This is a genomic window from Janthinobacterium sp. KBS0711 (assembly GCF_000988085.1).
Classification (GTDB): domain Bacteria; phylum Pseudomonadota; class Gammaproteobacteria; order Burkholderiales; family Burkholderiaceae_D; genus Janthinobacterium; species Janthinobacterium lividum_E.
Genome location: NZ_LBCO01000006.1, coordinates 145,413 through 163,893, shown reverse-complemented (window position 1 = coordinate 163,893; position 18,481 = coordinate 145,413). Strand labels below are relative to the sequence as shown.

Sequence of the window (18,481 nt, the reverse complement as noted above, 5' to 3'; positions counted from 1 at the left end):
ACGCAACTCCTCCGCTAGAATACCGGCCTCATAGCCTGTACCTTCACCATCCCCTTTGATTAAAGCGATCCCCGATGCGTCTGGTTCTTCCCCTGCTGCCGCTCCTGCTGCCGCTGCTCTCTCTGCTACCCGCCGCGCATGCGGCCCCCTCCTCCACCGCCACCGCGCCCACGCCGATCACCCTGGACCAGGCCATGGCCGATCCCGACTGGATCGGCACACCCGTCGAGGCGGCGTGGTGGGGCTGGAATGGCCAGCTTTACTACAAGCAAAAACGCCTCGGCTCGCCCCTGCGCGACACGTTTCAAGTCTCCGGGGCGAACGCGAAACTCAATAGCGGCAAGCAGGTCGACGATGCGCAGCTGGCCAATCTCGATGGCCAGCAGATGGTCGTCAACCGGGCCGGCACGCGCGCCATCCTGCTGCGCAACGGCGACCTGTTCGAGCGCGACCTGAAAAACGGCGCCTTGATCCAGATCACTCGCGGCGTCACGGCCATCAGCGACCCGCAATATTCCAGCGACGGCGGCGCCGTGCAATACCGCAGCGGCACGGACTGGTTCAGCTGGAACCGCGCGGAGCGCCTGAGCTCCCCCGTGGCCCTGCTGCGCGCGGCCAAGGACCCGGACGCCAAGCCGGAAGCGGACGCACTGCGCGAATTGCAGTTGCGCCTGATCGTCAACCTGGCGCGCCAGAAGGAAGACCGCGACGCAAACCGCGAACGCCGCCACGAAGAGCGCCGCGTGGACGCCACGCGCGCGCCGGAGCCGATCTACCTGGGCGAGAAAGTGACGATTTCCGGCAGCGCCCTGTCGCCGGACGGCCGCTGGCTGCTGTTCGTCACGCAAGACAAGGCCGCCGAAAAGGGCAAGCTGGGCAAACTGGCCCGCTACGTGACGGAAACGGGCTATCCGGAAGCGGACGACGAGCGCACGCGCGTGGGCCGCAACATGCCGATTGCGCAAAGCCTGAAACTGGCCGACCTGCGCACGGGCCAGGTGCGCGAGATCGGCTTCGACAGCCTGCCGGGCATCGCCGTCGACCCGCTGGCAGCCTTGCGCGCCGAACAGAAAATGCCGCCCCTGAAAGGCAACCGCCCCGTGCGCATCGACGCCCAGCGCGACGGCATCGCCTGGACCGATGACGGCAGCAAGGTCGCGGTGCGTATCCGCGCCATCGACAACAAGGACGGCTGGCTCGCCAACGTCGATCTGGCCAACAGCGCCCTCGTGCCCGTGCACCGCGTCAGCGACACGGCCTGGGTCAACCGCCGCGCCGAGGAATTCGGCTGGCTGCCCGACAACGCCACCCTGTGGTATCTGTCCGAGGAAAGCAGCTACGCCCACCTGTACACGAAAACAGGCGCTGCCCCGGCACGTGCACTGACCAGCGGCCAGTGGGAAGTGAGCGCCGTCGAATGGAGCCGCGACGGCAAGAATGCCTATTTCATGTGCAACCGGCAGGCGCCGGGCACGTATGAAGTATGCGCCAGCACGGCCAGGGATGGCGGCGCGCGCGAAGTGACCAGTTTGAAAGGCGTGGAAAACTTCGGCCTGTCGCCCGACAACGGCAAACTGCTGCTGCGCTATTCCACCAGCTATATGCCGGCCCAGCTGGCCACGATTTCCGTTGCGGGCGGCAAGGCGAATATCCTCACCGATACACGCAGCGACGCCTTCAAGGCGCGCAACTGGGTCATGCCGGAACTGGTGCAAGTACCGTCCACGCATGGCGCGGCACCCATCTGGGCCAAGCTGTACCGGCCTAAGCAGCTGGAAGCGGGCAAGCGCTACCCGATCGTCATGTTCGCGCACGGCGCCGGCTACCTGCAGAATGTGACCGAGCGCTATCCCGTGTATTTCCGCGAACAGATGTTCCATAACCTGCTGGTCGAGCAAGGCTACATCGTGCTCGACGTCGACTACCGCGCCTCGCTCGGTTACGGCAGCGCCTGGCGCACGGCCATCTACCGCCAGATGGGCCACCCGGAACTGGAAGATTTCATCGACGGTACCAACTGGCTGGCGCAGCAGCACCAAGGCGACATCAAGAACGTGGGCATCTATGGCGGCAGCTATGGCGGCTTCATGAGCCTGATGGCCCTGATGCGCGCACCTGACATCTTCAAGTCGGGCGCCGCCCTGCGCCCCGTGACGGACTGGACCACCTACAACCACGAGTACACGGCGAATATCCTGAACACGCCGGACATCGATCCGCAAGCGTATAAAATCTCGTCTCCGATCGAATATGCGGACAAGCTGACGGGCAACCTGCTGATCGCCCACGGCATGATCGACGACAACGTGTTTTACCAGGACTCCGTGCGCCTGTCGCAGCGCCTGATCGAGCTGAAAAAGGATAACTGGGAAATGGCCAGCTACCCGATGGAGCGCCACGGCTTCGTGCAGCCGGAAGCGTGGTATGACGAGTACCGCCGCATCTATCAGTTGTTCCAGCGGACGCTGAAGTAAGCGATATCAGAATGTCGGATTACGCGGCTACGCCGCTAATCCGACCTACCCGCTCCGGCGTAGCTCGGATTAGGTCCGCAGGACCGTAATGCGACACCACACCCAGTCAGTCAAACGGCACCGGCCGCGGCGTCGTGTCCGACGATGGCGGCAGGATTGGCAGCACAATGTGCGGCTGCTTGCCCGTCAGGGTCTTCAGGAAGGCCACCAGTTTCGCGTTTTCGTCGGGCGTAAACGTGCGGCCCAGCTGCAAGCGGCCCATCACGTCGACGGCCTGCGTCAGGGTCGCCGCTTCGCCATCGTGGAAGTACGGATACGTCAGCTCCACGTTGCGCAGGGTCGGCACCTTGAAGTTGAAGCGGTCCGCATCCTTGCCCGTCACGGCCGAGCGCCCTTCTGCCGTCATCGCCGTTTTATATGGTTCCACCACGCCCATCTTCTGGAAAGTGTTGCCACCCACGGCGGGACCGTTATGGCAGGCGATGCAGCCGCTCGACTTGAACAGCTGGTAGCCGGCCAGTTCGTCTTTCGTCAGCGCGCTTTTCTTGCCCGACAGCCATTGATCGAAGCGCGAACCGGGCGTCACCAGCACTTCCTCGAAGGCGGCGATGGCGCGCGTGACTTGCTCGATGGTCAGCTTGTCCTGGCCAAACACTTGTCTGAACTCCGCGCGGTAGGCGGGAATCGAGGCCAGCACGTCGATGGCCAGTTCGTGCGTAAAAGCCATCTCGCCGGGATTGGCGATGGGGCCGCCCGCCTGCTCCTGCAAATCCTTGGCGCGGCCATCCCAGAATTGCGCCACGTTCATGCCGGCATTGAGCACGGTGGGCGAATTGATGGGCCCGCGCTGCCAGTTGTGGCCAATCGAGGTCTTGATATTGTCCGTGCCGCCCATACTCAGGTTATGGCAGCTGTTGCAGGAAATAAAGCCCGAGCGCGACAGGCGCGGGTCGAAAAACAGTTTTTTGCCCAGCTCGACCATCGCTGGATTGGCCACCTTGGCGGCGGTAATCGGCTGGATCGGCTCCTTGCTGGCGGCGTGCAGTGCGCCACTGAAAGCAAGGCTGGCAATAAAGAATAAGGGGGACATGGTGCGGCGCATAGTCTAACTCCTGGAAACATTCCCGAATCGGCGGCGCGCACCGGCGCGGGAATGCAGCGCGCCGGCCCGGTTGCCACCCGTACATCGCTGACTGGATGTTGATTTATATTAACTTTGACGGGTTGACAATGAAAATGACCGGGGTCAAGGATCGAGCAGCATACGAATCGTGCTTGCCATTTACGCAAGCGTGGCACATGATGAAGGCATGAAAACGCCTAACTACTCCTCCCTGTTGCGCGCCACGTGCGCCAGCTTTCTGCTGCTGGCCGCCAGCGCCTGCGGCAGCGCCCCCACGCAAGACGATGCGCCGCCCGCGCCCGGCAATGCCGGCTTGCTGGCGCAAATCCAGGCGGAAGTGGGCCCCGCCGCCTGCGATTCCACCCAGCAATGTCAGACGATCGCCATCGGCGCCAAGGCTTGCGGCGGCCCCGAGCGCTACCTGGCCTGGTCCAGCAAGGGCAATGACGGCAAGAAACTCAAGGCACTGGCCCAGGCACAAGCCGACGCCAGCCGCAAACAGCAGCAGGCGGACGGCATGATGTCGACCTGCTCCATCGTCACGGACCCGGGCGCCACCTGCGAAGCGGGACGCTGCGTGCTGCAAAAGAGCGCCATGGGCGGCAGTGCCGCCATGTAATGGAGTGATTCGGCAACACGTCAGGACTGCAATTGCAGGGTCTTGACGATCTTGCTCTCCACCCTCTCGCCCGCGCCTGAGGTGGTGTTCTTGCTCTCCTTGCGCAGCAACAATAAATGGTCGCCGCTGACGCCATACTGGCGCGTCTCGTCCGTCTTTTGCGTAAAGCTGACGACGACAAAGGCGCGCCCGCTCACGTCGAAGTGAAAACGGCTGGCCAGCGGCGTGCCATCCGCGGCGATCCACACCTCGATACCGCCTTCGAACTTCTTCACATACTTGCGGTCCTTCTCAGGCACCTTGTCGAGCGACAAGGTAAAGCTGAGCAGGCGCGCCGGCTTGCCCTTGTAGCTATCCACTTTTTCACTGCTGAACACGGCTTCCTCGATCTCGCGCGACAAAGAGTCCGCCGCCGACACCATGGAGCGCAGCTCCGTCGCCTTCATTTCCCCCAGCGCAAAGCCGATCGGCGTCTTGACCTTCGGATCTTTCACCTTGGCGCGCTGCTCGGCCTCCACTTTCGCCAGCAGGTCCTTGCCGTAGAGCACTTGCAACCCCGCCGGCCCGCCGTCGACGGAGACCGTGGCCTGGCCGCTATCTTCTTCCGCCTCCTTGCCCTCGCCCTCCCGACGCCAGCTTTTCGATTCCACCTGCGCCTTGATCGGCGTCTGCCCTTGCAGCCGCGCCAGCGCCGCATTCAGGTCAGCCAACCCATCGGCCCGCGCCACACCGCACACCACGCTGAACAAGCCGCCCAGCACCAGCCATTGCACGCCATTACGTCGCTGCATCGCCACATCCCTTCAATTCATACAAGGATGCCAAAACACCATGTTTTGGCCATCTGTTGCATTTGAACACAGCTAGCTCTGGTCAGGTAGAAAGTCTTTCTGCTATAATTCGCCGCCTTGGCCTGGTAGCTCAGTCGGTAGAGCAGAGGATTGAAAATCCTTGTGTCGGTGGTTCGATTCCGCCCCGGGCCACCAAGAATTCAGCAGTACGTAGCAAAAAGCCAACCTTCGGGTTGGCTTTTTTGTTTTCCTTTGCACAAAACCTCCTCCACTCGCCGCTGTGTACGCAAACGTACGGACTACGGCTGTCCAAGAGCCCATGCTGCAGGCAGACCACACACCCTTCCCGCCGCCAGCGCCCTGCGCGACACGGCGCAACGGCCACCTGGCCAGTTCTCCCCGCCACACCGCCATGCGAAACTCGCGCCCGACGTCGTCGAGCCGTTCCGTACATTACGGCACACTGCCAAAGGATGCATCATGAAAACTACCCTGATATTGCTCGCGCTCGCCTCTACCCTTGCCCTGACCGCTTGCCAGCGCGAAGCGCCACCCGCGCCCACCGTCGTACAAGTCGTTCCCGGCCCTGCAGGCGCGCCTGGTCCTGCCGGCGCGACGGGCGCCAAGGGCGCTGAAGCCCCTGCCGGCGCGACCGGTGCCACTGGCGCCACGGGCCAGACCGGCGACAGTGGCATGCAAGGCAACGATGGCGCCAAGGGCGACGCTGGTGCTGCCGGCGACGAAGGTGCCAAAGGCGACACGGGCGCCAAGGGCAAGCAGGGCGACACGGTGATTGTCGTTCCGCAACGTTAATACGCTTCACGCCTGACACCACAACGCCAACCCATCCGGTTGGCGTTGTGCGTATGCGCTGTACCGCACAGTAACATTCGCCATCTCGGCCTATCCTGTCGTCATATAACAGGGAGGTATCGCATGCTGACGATCATACTGGTGGTGGCCCTGCTGGGCCTGGTTGTACTGTTCGCGCCCGGCCCCGTGCGCCGCGCCCTGGTGACTCCGCACTTGCTGGCCCTGTTCAAGCGCATTTTGCCGACGATGTCGGACACGGAGCGCGACGCGCTCGAAGCCGGCACCACGTGGTGGGATGCGGACCTGTTTTCCGGCCGGCCCGACTGGCCAAAACTGCTGGGCTATGGACGCGCCTCGCTCACTGCCGAGGAACGCCACTTTCTTGAACACGACGTCGAACGGCTGTGCGAACTGGTCGATGACTGGGAAACGCAGCAGCAACTCGACTTGCCGCCGCAAGCCTGGGACTACATGAAGGCGCAAGGTTTCCTCGGCATGATCATTCCCAAGCAATACGGCGGCAAGCAATTCTCCGCCTACATGCATTCGCAAGTTGTCATGAAGCTGTCGAGCCGCTGCTCGGCGCTGGCCGTGACCGTGATGGTGCCCAATTCGCTGGGGCCGGCCGAACTGCTGCTGCACTACGGCACCGAAGAACAGAAAAACCATTATTTGCCGCGCCTGGCCGCCGGCACCGAGATTCCCTGCTTTGCGCTGACCAGTCCGTATGCCGGTTCCGACGCGGCCGCCATTCCCGACCTGGGCGTGGTTTGCATGGGCATGCATGAAGGACGCCCTACCCTGGGTTTCCGCCTCACGTGGAACAAGCGCTACATCACCCTGGCGCCCGTGGCGACCTTGCTGGGGCTGGCGTTCCAGACCAGCGACCCCGAGCATCTGCTATCCGACAACGATGCGCCCGGCATCACTTGCGCGCTGATCCCTGCCAGCCACGACGGCGTGGTGATCGGGCGCCGCCACCATCCCTTGAACGCCGCTTTCCAGAACGGCCCCACGTCGGGCAACGATGTGTTCATCCCCATCGACTGGGTCATCGGCGGCCAGGCGCAAGTGGGCAAAGGCTGGCGCATGCTGATGGAGTGCCTGGCGGCCGGGCGCGCCATTTCGCTGCCCTCGTCCAGCGTGGGCATGGGCAAGATGGCCGTGCGCGGCACCGGCGCGTATGCGGCCGTGCGGCGCCAGTTCAACATGCCGATCGGCAAATTCGAAGGGGTGCAGGAAGCGCTGGCCCGCATGGGCGCCAACCTGTACCTGATGGACGCGGCGCGCACCCTGGCCGCGCACGCCGTCGACCTGGGCGAAAAGCCCGCCGTCATTTCCGCCATCGTCAAATACCACGTCACGGAACGGGGCCGCGCGCTCGTCAATGACGGCATGGATATCCTCGGCGGCAAGGGCATCTGCATCGGCCCCAACAATTTCCTCGCCAGCGCCTACCAGCAAATCCCCATCGCCATCACGGTCGAAGGCGCCAATATCCTCACACGCAGCCTGATCATCTTCGGCCAGGGCGCCATCCGCGCGCATCCGTATGTACTCAGGGAAATGGCCGCCGTCAGCGAAAGCGACGGCCGCAAAGCCATACGGGATTTTGACTCCGCCTTCTTTGGCCATGTCGGCTTTGTGCTGGGCAACCTGGCCAGGGGATTGTGGTACGGAATGGGCGGCGCGCGCCTGGCGGCAGCGCCCGACGCCGGCGCGCCCGTACTGGCGCCCTACTACCGCGCCTTGACGCGGCTGTCGACGGCGTTTGCCGTCATGACGGATATGTCGATGTTCGTGCTCGGCGGCGAACTCAAACGCCGCGAACGGCTGTCCGCCCGCTTGGGCGACGTGCTGGCGCAGCTATACCTGGCGTCAGCCGTGCTGAAGCGCTACGAAGACGATGGCCGTTTCGCCGCCGACCTGCCCTATGTGCACTGGTCGCTGCAGGATGCGCTGGTCAAGGCCCAGCAAGGCTTGACGGGCGTGCTCGACAATTTCCCTGCGCGCGTGCTGGCGGCGCTGCTGCGCACCTTGCTGTTCCCGTTTGGCTTGCCCCATCGCCCGCCATCCGACGAACTCGGCAGTGAAGTGGCGCTGGCCCTGCAAACGCCGGGCGCCGACCGCGAGCGCCTGCTGGCCGACGGTTATGTGGCCACCGACAGCAGCGATCCCGTGGCCTGCGTCGAGCGGGCACTAGTACTGCTGCCCGACGTCCTGCACATCGAAAAACGCCTGAAAGACACGCCCGAAGGCGCGGCACTGCGGCACCTGCCGCAAAGCCTGTCCGCCATGCAGCAGTGGCTGGCCGCAGCCAAGGCGGCGGGCTCGCTCAGCTGCCAGGAGCACAATAGCTTGCTCGAGTATGCGCGCCTGGTCGACGGCTTGATACAGGTCGACGATTTTGCGCCCGCCGCCAAGCAGGAAACGCCGGCCTCCTATCCGCGCGACGATGCCGGCGTGGTCGACGCCAGCGACAAGCCCAGCACGAGCGGCACCAGCGCCGCGTACACGACAATCACGGACAGCCAGACGGCGCCGGGCCAGTACGCCCTGACGCCAAAATAGATGCTGGAAAACACCAGCGGACACAGCACGGAAGCGAGGCTCACGGCCGAGGCCAGCACGCCCTGGAACTGGCCTTGCCGATCCTCGGCAACCTGGCGCGTGGCCAGCGACTGCAGGGCTGGCGCGCCGATGCCGCCCAGGGCGAACACGGGCATGATGGCGAAGATCATCCAGCTGCGGGTGGCAAAGGCCATGACGACCAACGCCACGCAGGCGCAGGCCACACCTGCCAGGATGGTGGCGCGCTCGCCCAGCAGTTTCACGGCGGGACCGGGCAAGAAGGCTTGCGCCAGCGTTTGGCACACGCCAAAGGCCCCCAGCGACAGGCCGATCCACAGTCCATTCCACGCGAACGCATCGTGCCCCCACAAGGCCCAGCACACGCCATACACTTCGCCGGCCGCGCTGAAGGTAAAGAAGATGACGGTAATCGGCAGCAAGCTTTTCTCCGAAAAAACCCAGCGCAGCGGGCGCAAGGGGTTCAGTGCCGCCAGGTCGATTTTTGCGCCTGTCGGCGTACGTGATTCGGGCAAGGTAAAAAACGCCAGCAGCAGGTTACAGCCGTTCAGCACGGCAGCCGCCATGAACGGCAGGCGCAGGCCGTAGTCGCCGAGCGCGCCACCCAGCACGGGACCGATGATGAAGCCAGCGCCGAACATGGCGTTGAGCAAGCCGAAGCGGCGCGCCCGCGTCGCCTCGGGAGAAATGTCCGTGATGTAGGCCGTGGCCACGGAGACGTTGGCACTCGTCAACCCCGCGATGGCGCGCCCCAGCAGCAGCATCCACAGGCTCGGCGCAAAGGCGAGGAACAGGTAATTGACGGCCGCGCCCGCCAAGGAAAGCAGCAGCACGGGACGCCGGCCCAGGCGGTCGCTCAGCGCTCCCAGCACGGGCGCAAAGATGAATTGCATCAACGCATACAGGGCCGTCATGATACCGATATACGGCGCCACGTTATCGGCATGCGTGACGTTGCGCAGCAGCGCGGGCAGGATAGGGAAGATCAGGCCGATACCGACGGCGTCGAGCACAACGGTAGCGAAAATGACAGGCAGCGCCGCCACAGGAATGGTTTCTTTCATATACTTGATCTAAATATGTACTCAGTACATAAATAGTACGCCCGGTTTTGCCACGCCATCAAGCGTTATCTGTACTCAGTACACTTCGTGTATGATCGAGGCAACATGACGATTCCCACCGACCTCCGTTCCCGCAAACGTCTTGCCACCCGCCAAGCCATCTCGAATGCCGCCACGCGGCTGTTCTTCGTGCACGGTTTCGACCAGGTGACGGTGGACGAGATCGCGGCGGCCGCCAATGTGGGACGCATGACCGTGTTCAACCACTTCCCGCGCAAGGAAGACATGTTCTTCGACCGCGAGGAAGAGGGCCGCGAACTGCTGCGCGCCGCCTTGCGCCAGCGCGATCCCGCAGTTGCCCCCATCGAGACCCTGCGCCTGCTGGCGCACCGCCTGGTACTGGACGACAGTCCGTACATCGCGTTTTCCGCCGCCGGCCAGGGTTTCATCGCCACCATCGAGGCCAGCGATACATTGAAGGCCCGGGCACGGGCGATCCGCGACGAGCTGGCGCACGTGGTCGCGCAAGCGCTGATGGAATCCACGGGGCGCGATGCAAACGATCCCCTCGCCAACCTGGCGGCCAGCCTGCTGCTGGCCACCTGGAGCACCGCCCTCATCGAGGCTCACCGCGCTTTCGCGCGGCATGGCGATGCGCAGCTGGCCAAGGCCGGCTTTCTCACCCTGGTGGACCAGGGACACACTGGCTTGAACGCGGCCATGGCGGGCACGCCTTACGCCTGAAGCTATCGGGCGCCGGATGCCAATCCCTTGACCCAAGGCAATGCAATACAGCGCCAGCCAGCATAAGATCGCCGGCTTTGCCCATCCTCCATGCGCCACGCTCCCGAACTCCTCCTGCCTGCCGGTTCCCTGGCCAAGATGCATGCCGCCTTCGACTTTGGCGCCGACGCCGTCTACGCGGGCCAGCCGCGCTACAGCTTGCGCGTGCGCAATAACGACTTTTCGACCTTGCAAGCCTTGCAGGAAGGCATCGATGGCGCCCATGCGCGCGGCAAGCAATTTTTTGTCGCCAGCAATATCTTCGCCCACAACGCCAAGCTGAAAACGTATTTGCGCGACATGGAACCGGTGATCGCCATGCGTCCGGACGCGCTGATCATGGCCGACCCGGGCCTCATCATGATGGTGCGCGACAAGTGGCCGGACATTCCCGTGCACCTGTCGGTGCAGGCGAACGCCGTCAACTGGGCCGACGTCAAATTCTGGCACCGCATGGGTTTGACGCGCGTGATTTTGTCGCGCGAACTGTCGCTCGACGAGATCGAGGAAATCCGCCAGCGCTGCCCGGAAATGGAACTGGAAGTCTTTGTCCACGGCGCCCTGTGCATCGCCTATTCGGGCCGTTGCTTGCTGTCCGGCTATTTCAACCACCGCGACCCGAACCAGGGCACCTGCACGAATTCCTGCCGCTGGGATTACAAGGTGAAAAATGCGTCCGAAGACGCCAGCGGCGACCTGGGCGGCATGCAGGTGGTGCCGCTGGAATTTCACCAGGCGCTGGCCGAGGCCGACAACAATGCGTTTTCCGCCCTGCACCAGCAGCCGCGCCACCCGCTGGCCGACCAGCCCTACCTGATTGAAGAAGCCCAGCGCCCGGGCCAGCTGATGCCGATCCTCGAAGACGAGCACGGCACCTACATCATGAATTCGAAGGACTTGCGCGCCGTCGAACACATCGAGCGCCTGGTGAAAATCGGCGTCGATTCGCTGAAGGTCGAGGGCCGCACCAAGTCGCTGTACTACGCAGCGCGCACGGCGCAAGTCTACCGCCAGGCCATCGATGACGCCGTCGCGGGCCGCCCCTTCGACATCGGCCTGCTGGGCCAGCTGCAAGGCCTGGCCAACCGCGGCTACACGGACGGCTTTTACCAGCGCCACCACACGCAGGCGCACCAGAACTACATGCGCGGCGCGTCCGAGGCGGACCGCAGCCAGTACGTGGGCGACGTGCTGGGCGTGACGAACGGCTGGGCCAGGGTGGAAGTGAAAAACCGCTTCGCCGTGGGCGACCGCATCGAAGCCGTGCATCCGGGCGGCAACCGCGACGTCACCATTACCCGCATGCTCGGCGATGACGGCAGCGAGATCCAGGTGGCGCCCGGCAGCGGCCACTTCGTGCGCATCGAACTCGACGGCGCTCTCGACAAGGCCTTGCTGGCGCGCTATTTGTAACCGCCAGTCTGCCGCATCAGGTAGCGTAGCAGTTTCCAAGTGTTTGATTTGACAAGAAAAAATCCAGCCGACACTACCTAAATAATTTGTTTAGGCTTCAACATTGCTATACGATACGGCCACCCGCGCCCGGGGGCCTTATCGGCATCCCGTGCGTCCCTGACACGTTCACCGGAATCCCCGATGCCACCTGCCACACCCGCCCTGATCACCAATGACGCCGTCGTCCTCGGCCTGCTCGCCATGACCCTGGGAGCCGTCTTCTGGAGCGCCTCGCGCCCCGACGGCTTCTGGAAAAAGTTCTACACGTACATTCCTTCCCTGCTGATGTGCTATTTGATCCCGGCGCTGCTCAATACCTTCGGCATCATCGACGGCAATGCGTCCGGCCTGTACGCCGTGGCGCGCGACTACCTGCTGCCCAGCGCGCTGGTCCTGCTGTGCGTGGCCATCGATTTCGGCGGCATCATCCGCCTCGGGCCCAAGGCCATCATCATGTTTTTGACGGGCACCCTGGGCGTGATGCTGGGCGCCCTCGTCTCGTTCGAAGCCTTGCGTTTGATCCACCCGGAAACGGTGGCCGGCGACACGTGGCGCGGCATGACGACTGTCGCCGGCTCGTGGATAGGCGGCGGCGCCAACCAGGCGGCCATGAAGGAAGTGTTTGAAGTGAACGCCACCTTGTTCGGCCAATTCGTCGCCGTCGACGTGCTGGTGGCCAACGTCTGGACGGCCGTGCTGCTGTTCCTGGCCGGCCGCGCGGGCGCCTTCGACCGCTGGACCGGCGCGGACTTATCCGCCATCAACGCGCTCAAGGACAGCATCGAAAGCTACCGCGCCCAGCACGCGCGCATCGCCAACCTGACCGACATCATGATCATCCTCGGCGTGGGCCTGGGCGTGACAGGGCTGTCGCACTTCCTGGCCGGCCCCATCATCGGCTGGATCAGCACCCTGCCCGCCGCATGGCGCTTGCAGGATTACAGCCTGACGTCGAACTTCTTCTGGATCGTCGTGCTCGCCACCACCTTCGGCCTGCTGCTCAGTTTTACCCGGGCGCGCAGCCTGGAAGGCGCGGGCGCCTCGACCATCGGCTCGGCCATGCTGTACGTGCTGGTGGCAACCATCGGCATGCACATGGACTTGAAAGCCCTGTTCGACAAACCGTTTTTGTTCCTGCTGGGCCTGATCTGGATCGCCGTGCATGGCGGCCTGATGCTGATCGTCGCCAAGCTGATCCGCGCGCCCCTGTTTTTCATGGCCGTGGGATCGCAAGCGAACATCGGCGGCGCCGCCTCGGCCCCCGTCATCGCCAGCGCCTTCCACCCATCCCTGGCCCCCGTTGGCGTCCTGCTGGCCGTGCTCGGCTACGCGCTGGGCACCTACGGCGCCTACATCACGGGCTTGATCTTGCGCGGCATGGCGGGGTGATCCCTGTCCTGGCTTGTCCAGCCAGGCACGCAAGAATGACGACAACGCCAGCCTTCGGGCTGGCGTTGTCGTTTACGGCTCGCCTCTGCCGCAGCGTCTTAAAAAATCCCCAAAATGTAGCAGAAACCCCTCAAAACCAAATTTCCGCACCATTTTTGTGCGAAATCTGCGATGATAGTTGCCCAAATAACCGATTACCTCCATGGAATTCTGATGAAATACGCATCTGCTCACGAGTATGTCCAGCATGTCGCCGCACGCAATCCAGGTCAACCCGAGTTTCTGCAAGCCGTCACCGAAGTCATGGAGAGCTTGTGGCCGTTCCTGGAGCAGCACCCGAAATACGCGGAACAAGGCTTGCTGGAACGCTTGATCGAGCCGGAGCGCGTGGTGATGTTCCGCGTGTCGTGGGTCGATGACCATGGGCAAGTACAAGTCAACCGCGGCTACCGCATCCAGCACAGCATGGCCATCGGGCCGTACAAGGGCGGCATCCGCTTCCACCCTTCCGTCACCTTGTCCGTGCTGAAATTCCTCGCCTTCGAGCAAACGTTCAAGAATGCGCTGACGACCTTGCCGATGGGCGGCGGCAAGGGCGGTTCCGACTTTGATCCGAAGGGCAAGAGCCCGGGCGAAGTGATGCGCTTCTGCCAGGCCTTCGTGAGCGAACTGTTCCGCCACGTGGGGTCGGACACGGACGTGCCGGCCGGCGACATCGGCGTGGGCGGGCGCGAAGTAGGCTACATGGCCGGCATGATGAAAAAGCTCAGCAACCGCGCCGACTGCGTGTTTACGGGCAAGGGCGCCAGCTTCGGCGGCTCGCTGATGCGTCCGGAAGCGACGGGCTACGGCACCGTGTATTTTGCGCAGGAAATGCTGAAGACGCGGGGCCGCTCGTTCGAAGGCATGCGCGTGTCCGTTTCCGGCTCGGGCAACGTGGCGCAGTACGCGGTGGAAAAAGCCATTGCGATGGGCGCGAAAGTCATCACCGTCTCCGATTCCAGCGGCACCGTCATCGACGAGGCAGGCTTTACGCCGGAAAAACTGGCCATCCTGATGGAGGTCAAGAACCATTTGTATGGCCGGGTCAGCGATTACGCCGCGCGCACGGGCGTGCGCTTCGAGGCTGGCGTATCGCCATGGCATGTGCCTGTCGACATCGCCCTGCCCTGCGCCACGCAAAATGAACTGCACATCGACGATGCGCGCACCTTGATCGCCAATGGCGTGCAATGCGTGGCCGAAGGCGCCAACATGCCCACCACCATCGAGGCCGCCAAGGCGTTCGAAGCGGCCGGTGTGCTGTACGCGCCGGGCAAGGCCAGCAATGCGGGAGGCGTGGCGACTTCCGGCCTGGAAATGAGCCAGAACGCTGCCCGGATTTCCTGGCCGCGCGAAGAAGTCGATGCGCGTTTGCTGCAGATCATGCAAGGCATCCACGCCGCGTGCAAGCAGTACGGCACGCGCGCCGATGGTTCCGTCAGCTATGTGGATGGCGCGAATATCGCCGGTTTCGTGAAAGTGGCCGATGCGATGCTGGCGCAGGGGGTGATTTAAGGGGGGTGATTTAAGCGGCCTCACGACACCTGACAAAACCGTAGCGAGCGGAAGATAGAGGTGGCTAAGAAGCGCAACCGTACTCAAGTACGGTGAGCATCGCAGGCCGCCTATATCGACGCGCAGTAGTAGTAGGTCGGATTAGCGCAAAGCGCGTAATCCGACGCCATTGTTGGCACGGCTGGTGGTGGTGTCGGATTACGGCGCCTTGCGCCTAATCCGACCTACGCCGACCTACGACATTTCCGGTTTCATCAAGCTCTTGCGGCTGATCGTGCGGCCCGACACCATGAACTCGCCGTTGCCACGGTAATGCAGGGTTTCGGGCAGCTTGGGCGAGGTGGCCACGTGGGCTTTCACGCACTCGAAGATGAAGAAGCCGCCCTTCGGGTTGCCCGACACCTGGGCCAGCTTGCATTCGAAGTTGGCGTAGCATTCGGCGATCAGGGGCGCACCCACCTGTTCGGCCGGCTGCGGCGTCAGGCCGAAGGCCGTGAACTTGTCCGTGTCTTCGCCGCTGCAATTGCCGATGGCGACCACCTGGTCGACCATGTCGGCCGTGGGCAGGTTGATCACGCACTCCATGCTGCGCTTGATCATTTCGTAGCTGTGGTTCGCATCGGAAATGAAGCAGCCCAGCAAGGATGGGGTAAATTCCATCAGCATGTGCCAGGCCATGGTCATGACGTCGCTTTCGCCCTTCCACGTTGAACTGACGAGCACCACCGGCCCCGGTTCGAGGAAGCGCCGGATATCGGCGACGGGATAATCTTCTTTGTGGTAATTTTTCATCTGGTCTCCAGGACGCGGTACGCCATAGCATAGACCAACGACGCCTTGCCGGGCGCGCGGCTGGCCTGCGGAGGCGTGTCATCCGCACCGCGATTTGTGCCGTTCATCGCAAATTTATCCCTCTTGGAGATGTTGCAACATAGAATACACTGATCAACTACTCAAGGAAATCGCCATGCGTCCTCTGTTCCTGTTGTCAGTCCTGTCCCTCGCCTGCCTCTCGCCCCTCGCGCATGCCGACGAGCAAACCCGCACGGTGGGCGCCTTCAACGCCATCGACATCCGCGGCCCCATCAGCATCGAAGTGGAATCGGGCAAGGAGCAAAGTCTGCTGCTGCGCGGCGACCAGAAATTTCTCAGTGGCGTCATTACGGAAGTGGTCGATGGCGAGCTGAAAATTTCCATGAAGGACAAGGACATCAAGAAGACCGAGGGCGACCCGCGCATCATCATCACCATGCCCACCTTGCGCAAGCTGATCGCGGAAGGCGCGGGCGAAAAAATCCTCACCAAGCTCAATGGTCCTCGGGTCGACATCAGCTACAAGGGCGCGGGCCGCCTGTCTGCCGATGGCCAGGTCGACTGGCTGCGCCTGAAGGCGCAAGGCGTGGGCGAAGTCGATACGAAAGCCTTGCTGGCGAAAAACGTCGACGTCAATTTCGAAGGCATCGGCTCCGTCAAAGTGTATTCCTCGGGCGAACTGAACGCCGTGGTGCGCGGCATGGGCGAACTGACCTATTACGGCAAGCCGAAGATCGTGCACAAATCGATCGCCGGCATCGGCAGCGTGAATGCCGCCAAATAAGTTTTCCTAGAACAACAAGGCCATCAGGCCACTGGAGACCGCATGACCGCAACACATGATACCGAAGCGCCGCTGGTGCTGCGCGAGGAGCACAATGGCCTCGTCACCCTGCGGCTGAACCGCCCCCTGCAATTCAATGCCCTGTCCGAAGCCATGCTGGCCGCGCTGCAGGAAGCGTTCGATGCCATCGCGCAGCAGCCGCACGTGCGCTGCGTGGTGCTGGCCGCCGAAGGCAAGGCCTTTTGCGCCGGCCACGATTTGCGCCAGATGCAGGCCACGCGCCAGCTTGCGTATTATCAAACCCTGTTCGCGCAATGCTCGCGCGTGATGCAAGCCATTCAAACCTTGCCCGTGCCCGTGATTGCCCGCGTGCACGGCATCGCCACGGCGGCCGGCTGCCAATTGGTCGCCAGCTGCGACCTGGCCGTAGCGGGCGCATCGGCCCGCTTTGCCGTCTCCGGCATCAACGTGGGCCTGTTCTGCGCCACGCCATCCGTCGCCCTGTCGCGCAACGTGTCGCCCAAGCGGGCCTTCGACATGCTGGTGACGGGCCGCTTCATCGACGCCGACACGGCCGCCGACTGGGGCCTGATCAATGAAACGGTGGCCGACGCGGCGCTCGACGAGGCCGTGGCGCGCCTGGCGCAGCAGATCATGGCGAAAAGCCCGACGGCCATCCGCTACGGCAAGCAGATGTTCTACCGGCAGCGCCAGCTGCCGCTGGACGAGGCTTACGCCTACGCCGGCGACGTGATGGCGCGCAATATGATGGAAGAGGATGCGGACGAAGGCGTGAGCGCCTTCCTGGAAAAACGGCCGCCCCACTGGGCGACCGTCAAATAGCTTAACGACTGTCCTTCATCTGCTGCTGCACGGACAAGCTCAAGGTCCCCAGGTCTTCCTTGCCCAGCATCGGCAATTGCGCCAGCAGGTTGGCCAGGGCCGAGCTGCCCGTCACGTCCAGCTCGGACGACTGCACCAGCACCGTGCCGGCGCCCGTGAAGTCGATCTGCTTTTCCTCGCCCGACAAGGTAAAGCCCGTGAGCGCGCCGGCGGCCGAGGCCCAGCCCTGCACGTGAGCATAATCGTAGTGATACGAAGGGCTGGGGCAATCGGCCCAGCCCAGCACGGCCTGCTCGTCCACGCGGCATGGCAACTCGAGGAAATGCACGGGACCGTTCGACGAGGCGATCACTTTACCTGTGCCTATCATCGTCAGGTAACCGGGCAAGGTCGATTCCTGGCAGATCACATCCTTCGTGAAACCCAGCAGGTTTTTCGCGCGGATGGTCATGTTGGCGTTGTCTAGGTCGTAGCACGCCAGGTCGTTGCCGTTGTCGCCCAAAATCAATTGACCCTGGCCTTGTGCGACGACAAAGTGGTGGATGTATTTCGGCGCATTGAAGGCATTGCGCACGATCAGGTCGAGCACGCTGCTGCCCATGGCCTCGAAGCGCAGCTCGCCATAGAAGGCGATCATCTTGCCCTTGCGAATGAATATCTGTTCCTTGACGTCGATGACATACGAAAAACGGTTCAGGTTATCGTTCTTCGGCAAGGTATCGGGATTGTAAATCGTCATGGCTTACCTTTCGCTCGCTTGGATGTAGACCGTGCCCTGGCCCGTAAACTTCACCTGGTACGATTCGCCGGACGCCTGGCCGACGAAAGTTTTCCAGTTCAAGTCCGTGACGATGGTCGAGCTCAATTGCCCCGTGTGGCCGATATACGCTTGCGGGTCGACAAAGACGGGCACGTCCGGCGTGACGGGCAAGCCGATGGCATTGCCGTCGGACAAAATCGCCACGTCGCCCGTGCCTTGCAAGGTAGTGGTAAACAAGCCTTGGCCCGAAGCCATGCCGCGCACCACGCCCTGCACGCCACCCTGGTTGCCGAGGAACATGGTGCCGGCCGTCAGGCGTGCATCGAAGGCCAGCAGGGAATCGCTTTCCACGTAAAACGTTTCGCCACGCACGGGCACGATGGTGACGAACAGGCCGCCCTGCGCGTAAAACACGCTGCCCGTGCCGCGCGCCGACATCATGGCGTAGCCTTCGTTCGTGACGGCGCGCATGGCCAGGCTTTGCACACCTTGGCCGGCCAGGAAGGAGCGGCTGAACGCCACGTCGCCCTGGTAGGACACCATGGCGCCCTTGCGCGCGAACACTTCTTCATTGCCGAGTTTGACCTCAAGCATCTTTTCATTGATCTGCTGATAGACAGGCAT

The 18,481-nt window shown here is 63.0% G+C and carries 15 protein-coding genes, 1 tRNA gene and 1 pseudogene; 11 read left to right on the top strand and 6 right to left on the bottom strand.

The window, feature by feature from the left end; translation table 11 throughout:
• The first annotated feature begins 74 nt into the window (after positions 1 to 74).
• Complete coding sequence (locus VM94_RS03630; RefSeq protein WP_082127536.1) at positions 75 to 2,474, top strand: S9 family peptidase; 2,400 nt, start codon at positions 75 to 77, stop codon at positions 2,472 to 2,474.
• Between the two features lie 106 nt (positions 2,475 to 2,580).
• Here the strand turns inward: VM94_RS03630 and VM94_RS03625 are convergent, their stop codons facing one another.
• Entirely contained in the window at positions 2,581 to 3,564 is a 984-nt protein-coding gene (locus VM94_RS03625) for a cytochrome-c peroxidase (RefSeq protein WP_235432804.1), read from the bottom strand.
• 220 nt (positions 3,565 to 3,784) lie between these two features.
• Here VM94_RS03625 and VM94_RS03620 point away from each other — a divergent pair, with 220 nt between their 5' ends.
• The gene (locus VM94_RS03620; protein ID WP_046682216.1) at positions 3,785 to 4,216 is read left to right on the top strand and encodes a hypothetical protein; all 432 of its coding nucleotides are present in this window, start codon (positions 3,785 to 3,787) and stop codon (positions 4,214 to 4,216) included.
• A gap of 20 nt (positions 4,217 to 4,236) precedes the next feature.
• Here the strand turns inward: VM94_RS03620 and VM94_RS03615 are convergent, their stop codons facing one another.
• On the bottom strand, positions 4,237 to 5,007 hold the full coding sequence (locus tag VM94_RS03615; RefSeq protein ID WP_046682215.1) for a hypothetical protein: 771 nt from the start codon (positions 5,005 to 5,007) through the stop codon (positions 4,237 to 4,239).
• 119 nt (positions 5,008 to 5,126) lie between these two features.
• Here VM94_RS03615 and VM94_RS03610 point away from each other — a divergent pair.
• From VM94_RS03610 to VM94_RS03600, 3 genes are all read left to right on the top strand, one after another.
• Positions 5,127 to 5,202: transfer RNA gene (locus VM94_RS03610), tRNA-Phe, on the top strand.
• Positions 5,203 to 5,487: 285 nt separating this feature from the next.
• A complete protein-coding gene (locus VM94_RS03605; RefSeq protein ID WP_046682214.1) occupies positions 5,488 to 5,820 on the top strand; it encodes a hypothetical protein in 333 nt (110 codons plus the stop codon).
• Between the two features lie 123 nt (positions 5,821 to 5,943).
• Complete coding sequence (locus VM94_RS03600) at positions 5,944 to 8,391, top strand: acyl-CoA dehydrogenase (protein WP_082127535.1); 2,448 nt, start codon at positions 5,944 to 5,946, stop codon at positions 8,389 to 8,391.
• Here VM94_RS03600 and VM94_RS28810 read toward each other — a convergent pair.
• A pseudogene (locus VM94_RS28810) lies at positions 8,367 to 9,473 on the bottom strand (TCR/Tet family MFS transporter); the annotation flags it as partial. The gene VM94_RS03600 and the pseudogene VM94_RS28810 overlap by 25 nt on opposite strands.
• 105 nt (positions 9,474 to 9,578) lie before the next feature.
• On the opposite strand from VM94_RS28810, the gene VM94_RS03590 reads away from it, so the two are divergent.
• The 4 genes from VM94_RS03590 (at position 9,579) to gdhA (ending at position 14,657) form a co-directional block, all read left to right on the top strand.
• On the top strand, positions 9,579 to 10,217 hold the full coding sequence (locus VM94_RS03590) for a TetR/AcrR family transcriptional regulator (RefSeq protein WP_046682212.1): 639 nt from the start codon (positions 9,579 to 9,581) through the stop codon (positions 10,215 to 10,217).
• A gap of 90 nt (positions 10,218 to 10,307) precedes the next feature.
• A complete protein-coding gene (gene trhP, locus VM94_RS03585; protein WP_046682211.1) occupies positions 10,308 to 11,669 on the top strand; it encodes a prephenate-dependent tRNA uridine(34) hydroxylase TrhP in 1,362 nt (453 codons plus the stop codon).
• 183 nt (positions 11,670 to 11,852) lie between these two features.
• Entirely contained in the window at positions 11,853 to 13,100 is a 1,248-nt protein-coding gene (locus VM94_RS03580) for a DUF819 family protein (RefSeq protein WP_046682210.1), read from the top strand.
• A gap of 213 nt (positions 13,101 to 13,313) precedes the next feature.
• The gene (gene gdhA / locus VM94_RS03575) at positions 13,314 to 14,657 is read left to right on the top strand and encodes an NADP-specific glutamate dehydrogenase (RefSeq protein ID WP_046682209.1); all 1,344 of its coding nucleotides are present in this window, start codon (positions 13,314 to 13,316) and stop codon (positions 14,655 to 14,657) included.
• 234 nt (positions 14,658 to 14,891) lie between these two features.
• On the opposite strand, the gene VM94_RS03570 is transcribed toward gdhA, so the two are convergent.
• Positions 14,892 to 15,449, bottom strand: coding sequence for a flavin reductase family protein (locus VM94_RS03570; protein ID WP_046682208.1), 558 nt, complete (start codon positions 15,447 to 15,449; stop codon positions 14,892 to 14,894).
• 175 nt (positions 15,450 to 15,624) lie between these two features.
• Here VM94_RS03570 and VM94_RS03565 point away from each other — a divergent pair, with 175 nt between their 5' ends.
• Positions 15,625 to 16,254 carry a head GIN domain-containing protein gene (locus tag VM94_RS03565; RefSeq protein ID WP_046682207.1) on the top strand — a complete coding sequence of 210 codons (630 nt, stop codon included), beginning with the start codon at positions 15,625 to 15,627 and terminating at the stop codon, positions 16,252 to 16,254.
• 42 nt (positions 16,255 to 16,296) lie between these two features.
• Positions 16,297 to 17,097 (top strand): enoyl-CoA hydratase, encoded by an 801-nt coding sequence (locus tag VM94_RS03560; protein WP_046682206.1) that lies wholly within the window; start codon positions 16,297 to 16,299, stop codon positions 17,095 to 17,097.
• Position 17,098: 1 nt separating this feature from the next.
• Here VM94_RS03560 and VM94_RS03555 read toward each other — a convergent pair whose 3' ends face one another.
• The gene (locus VM94_RS03555; protein WP_046682205.1) at positions 17,099 to 17,836 is read right to left on the bottom strand and encodes an AIM24 family protein; all 738 of its coding nucleotides are present in this window, start codon (positions 17,834 to 17,836) and stop codon (positions 17,099 to 17,101) included.
• A gap of 3 nt (positions 17,837 to 17,839) precedes the next feature.
• Positions 17,840 to 18,481 carry an AIM24 family protein gene (locus VM94_RS03550; RefSeq protein ID WP_034753503.1) on the bottom strand — a complete coding sequence of 214 codons (642 nt, stop codon included), beginning with the start codon at positions 18,479 to 18,481 and terminating at the stop codon, positions 17,840 to 17,842.

Excerpts from the sequence above, each read along its gene's own strand:
- VM94_RS03630 (WP_082127536.1), top strand. The coding sequence starts at position 75 with ATGCGTCTGGTTCTTCCCCTGCTGCCGCTCCTGCTGCCGCTGCTCTCT.
- VM94_RS03625 (WP_235432804.1), bottom strand. The coding sequence starts at position 3,564 with ATGTCCCCCTTATTCTTTATTGCCAGCCTTGCTTTCAGTGGCGCACTG.
- VM94_RS03620 (WP_046682216.1), top strand. The coding sequence starts at position 3,785 with ATGAAAACGCCTAACTACTCCTCCCTGTTGCGCGCCACGTGCGCCAGC.
- VM94_RS03615 (WP_046682215.1), bottom strand. The coding sequence starts at position 5,007 with ATGCAGCGACGTAATGGCGTGCAATGGCTGGTGCTGGGCGGCTTGTTC.
- VM94_RS03605 (WP_046682214.1), top strand. The coding sequence starts at position 5,488 with ATGAAAACTACCCTGATATTGCTCGCGCTCGCCTCTACCCTTGCCCTG.
- VM94_RS03600 (WP_082127535.1), top strand. The coding sequence starts at position 5,944 with ATGCTGACGATCATACTGGTGGTGGCCCTGCTGGGCCTGGTTGTACTG.
- VM94_RS03590 (WP_046682212.1), top strand. The coding sequence starts at position 9,579 with ATGACGATTCCCACCGACCTCCGTTCCCGCAAACGTCTTGCCACCCGC.
- trhP (WP_046682211.1), top strand. The coding sequence starts at position 10,308 with ATGCGCCACGCTCCCGAACTCCTCCTGCCTGCCGGTTCCCTGGCCAAG.
- VM94_RS03580 (WP_046682210.1), top strand. The coding sequence starts at position 11,853 with ATGCCACCTGCCACACCCGCCCTGATCACCAATGACGCCGTCGTCCTC.
- gdhA (WP_046682209.1), top strand. The coding sequence starts at position 13,314 with ATGAAATACGCATCTGCTCACGAGTATGTCCAGCATGTCGCCGCACGC.
- VM94_RS03570 (WP_046682208.1), bottom strand. The coding sequence starts at position 15,449 with ATGAAAAATTACCACAAAGAAGATTATCCCGTCGCCGATATCCGGCGC.
- VM94_RS03565 (WP_046682207.1), top strand. The coding sequence starts at position 15,625 with ATGCGTCCTCTGTTCCTGTTGTCAGTCCTGTCCCTCGCCTGCCTCTCG.
- VM94_RS03560 (WP_046682206.1), top strand. The coding sequence starts at position 16,297 with ATGACCGCAACACATGATACCGAAGCGCCGCTGGTGCTGCGCGAGGAG.
- VM94_RS03555 (WP_046682205.1), bottom strand. The coding sequence starts at position 17,836 with ATGACGATTTACAATCCCGATACCTTGCCGAAGAACGATAACCTGAAC.
- VM94_RS03550 (WP_034753503.1), bottom strand. The coding sequence starts at position 18,481 with ATGCCTGTCTATCAGCAGATCAATGAAAAGATGCTTGAGGTCAAACTC.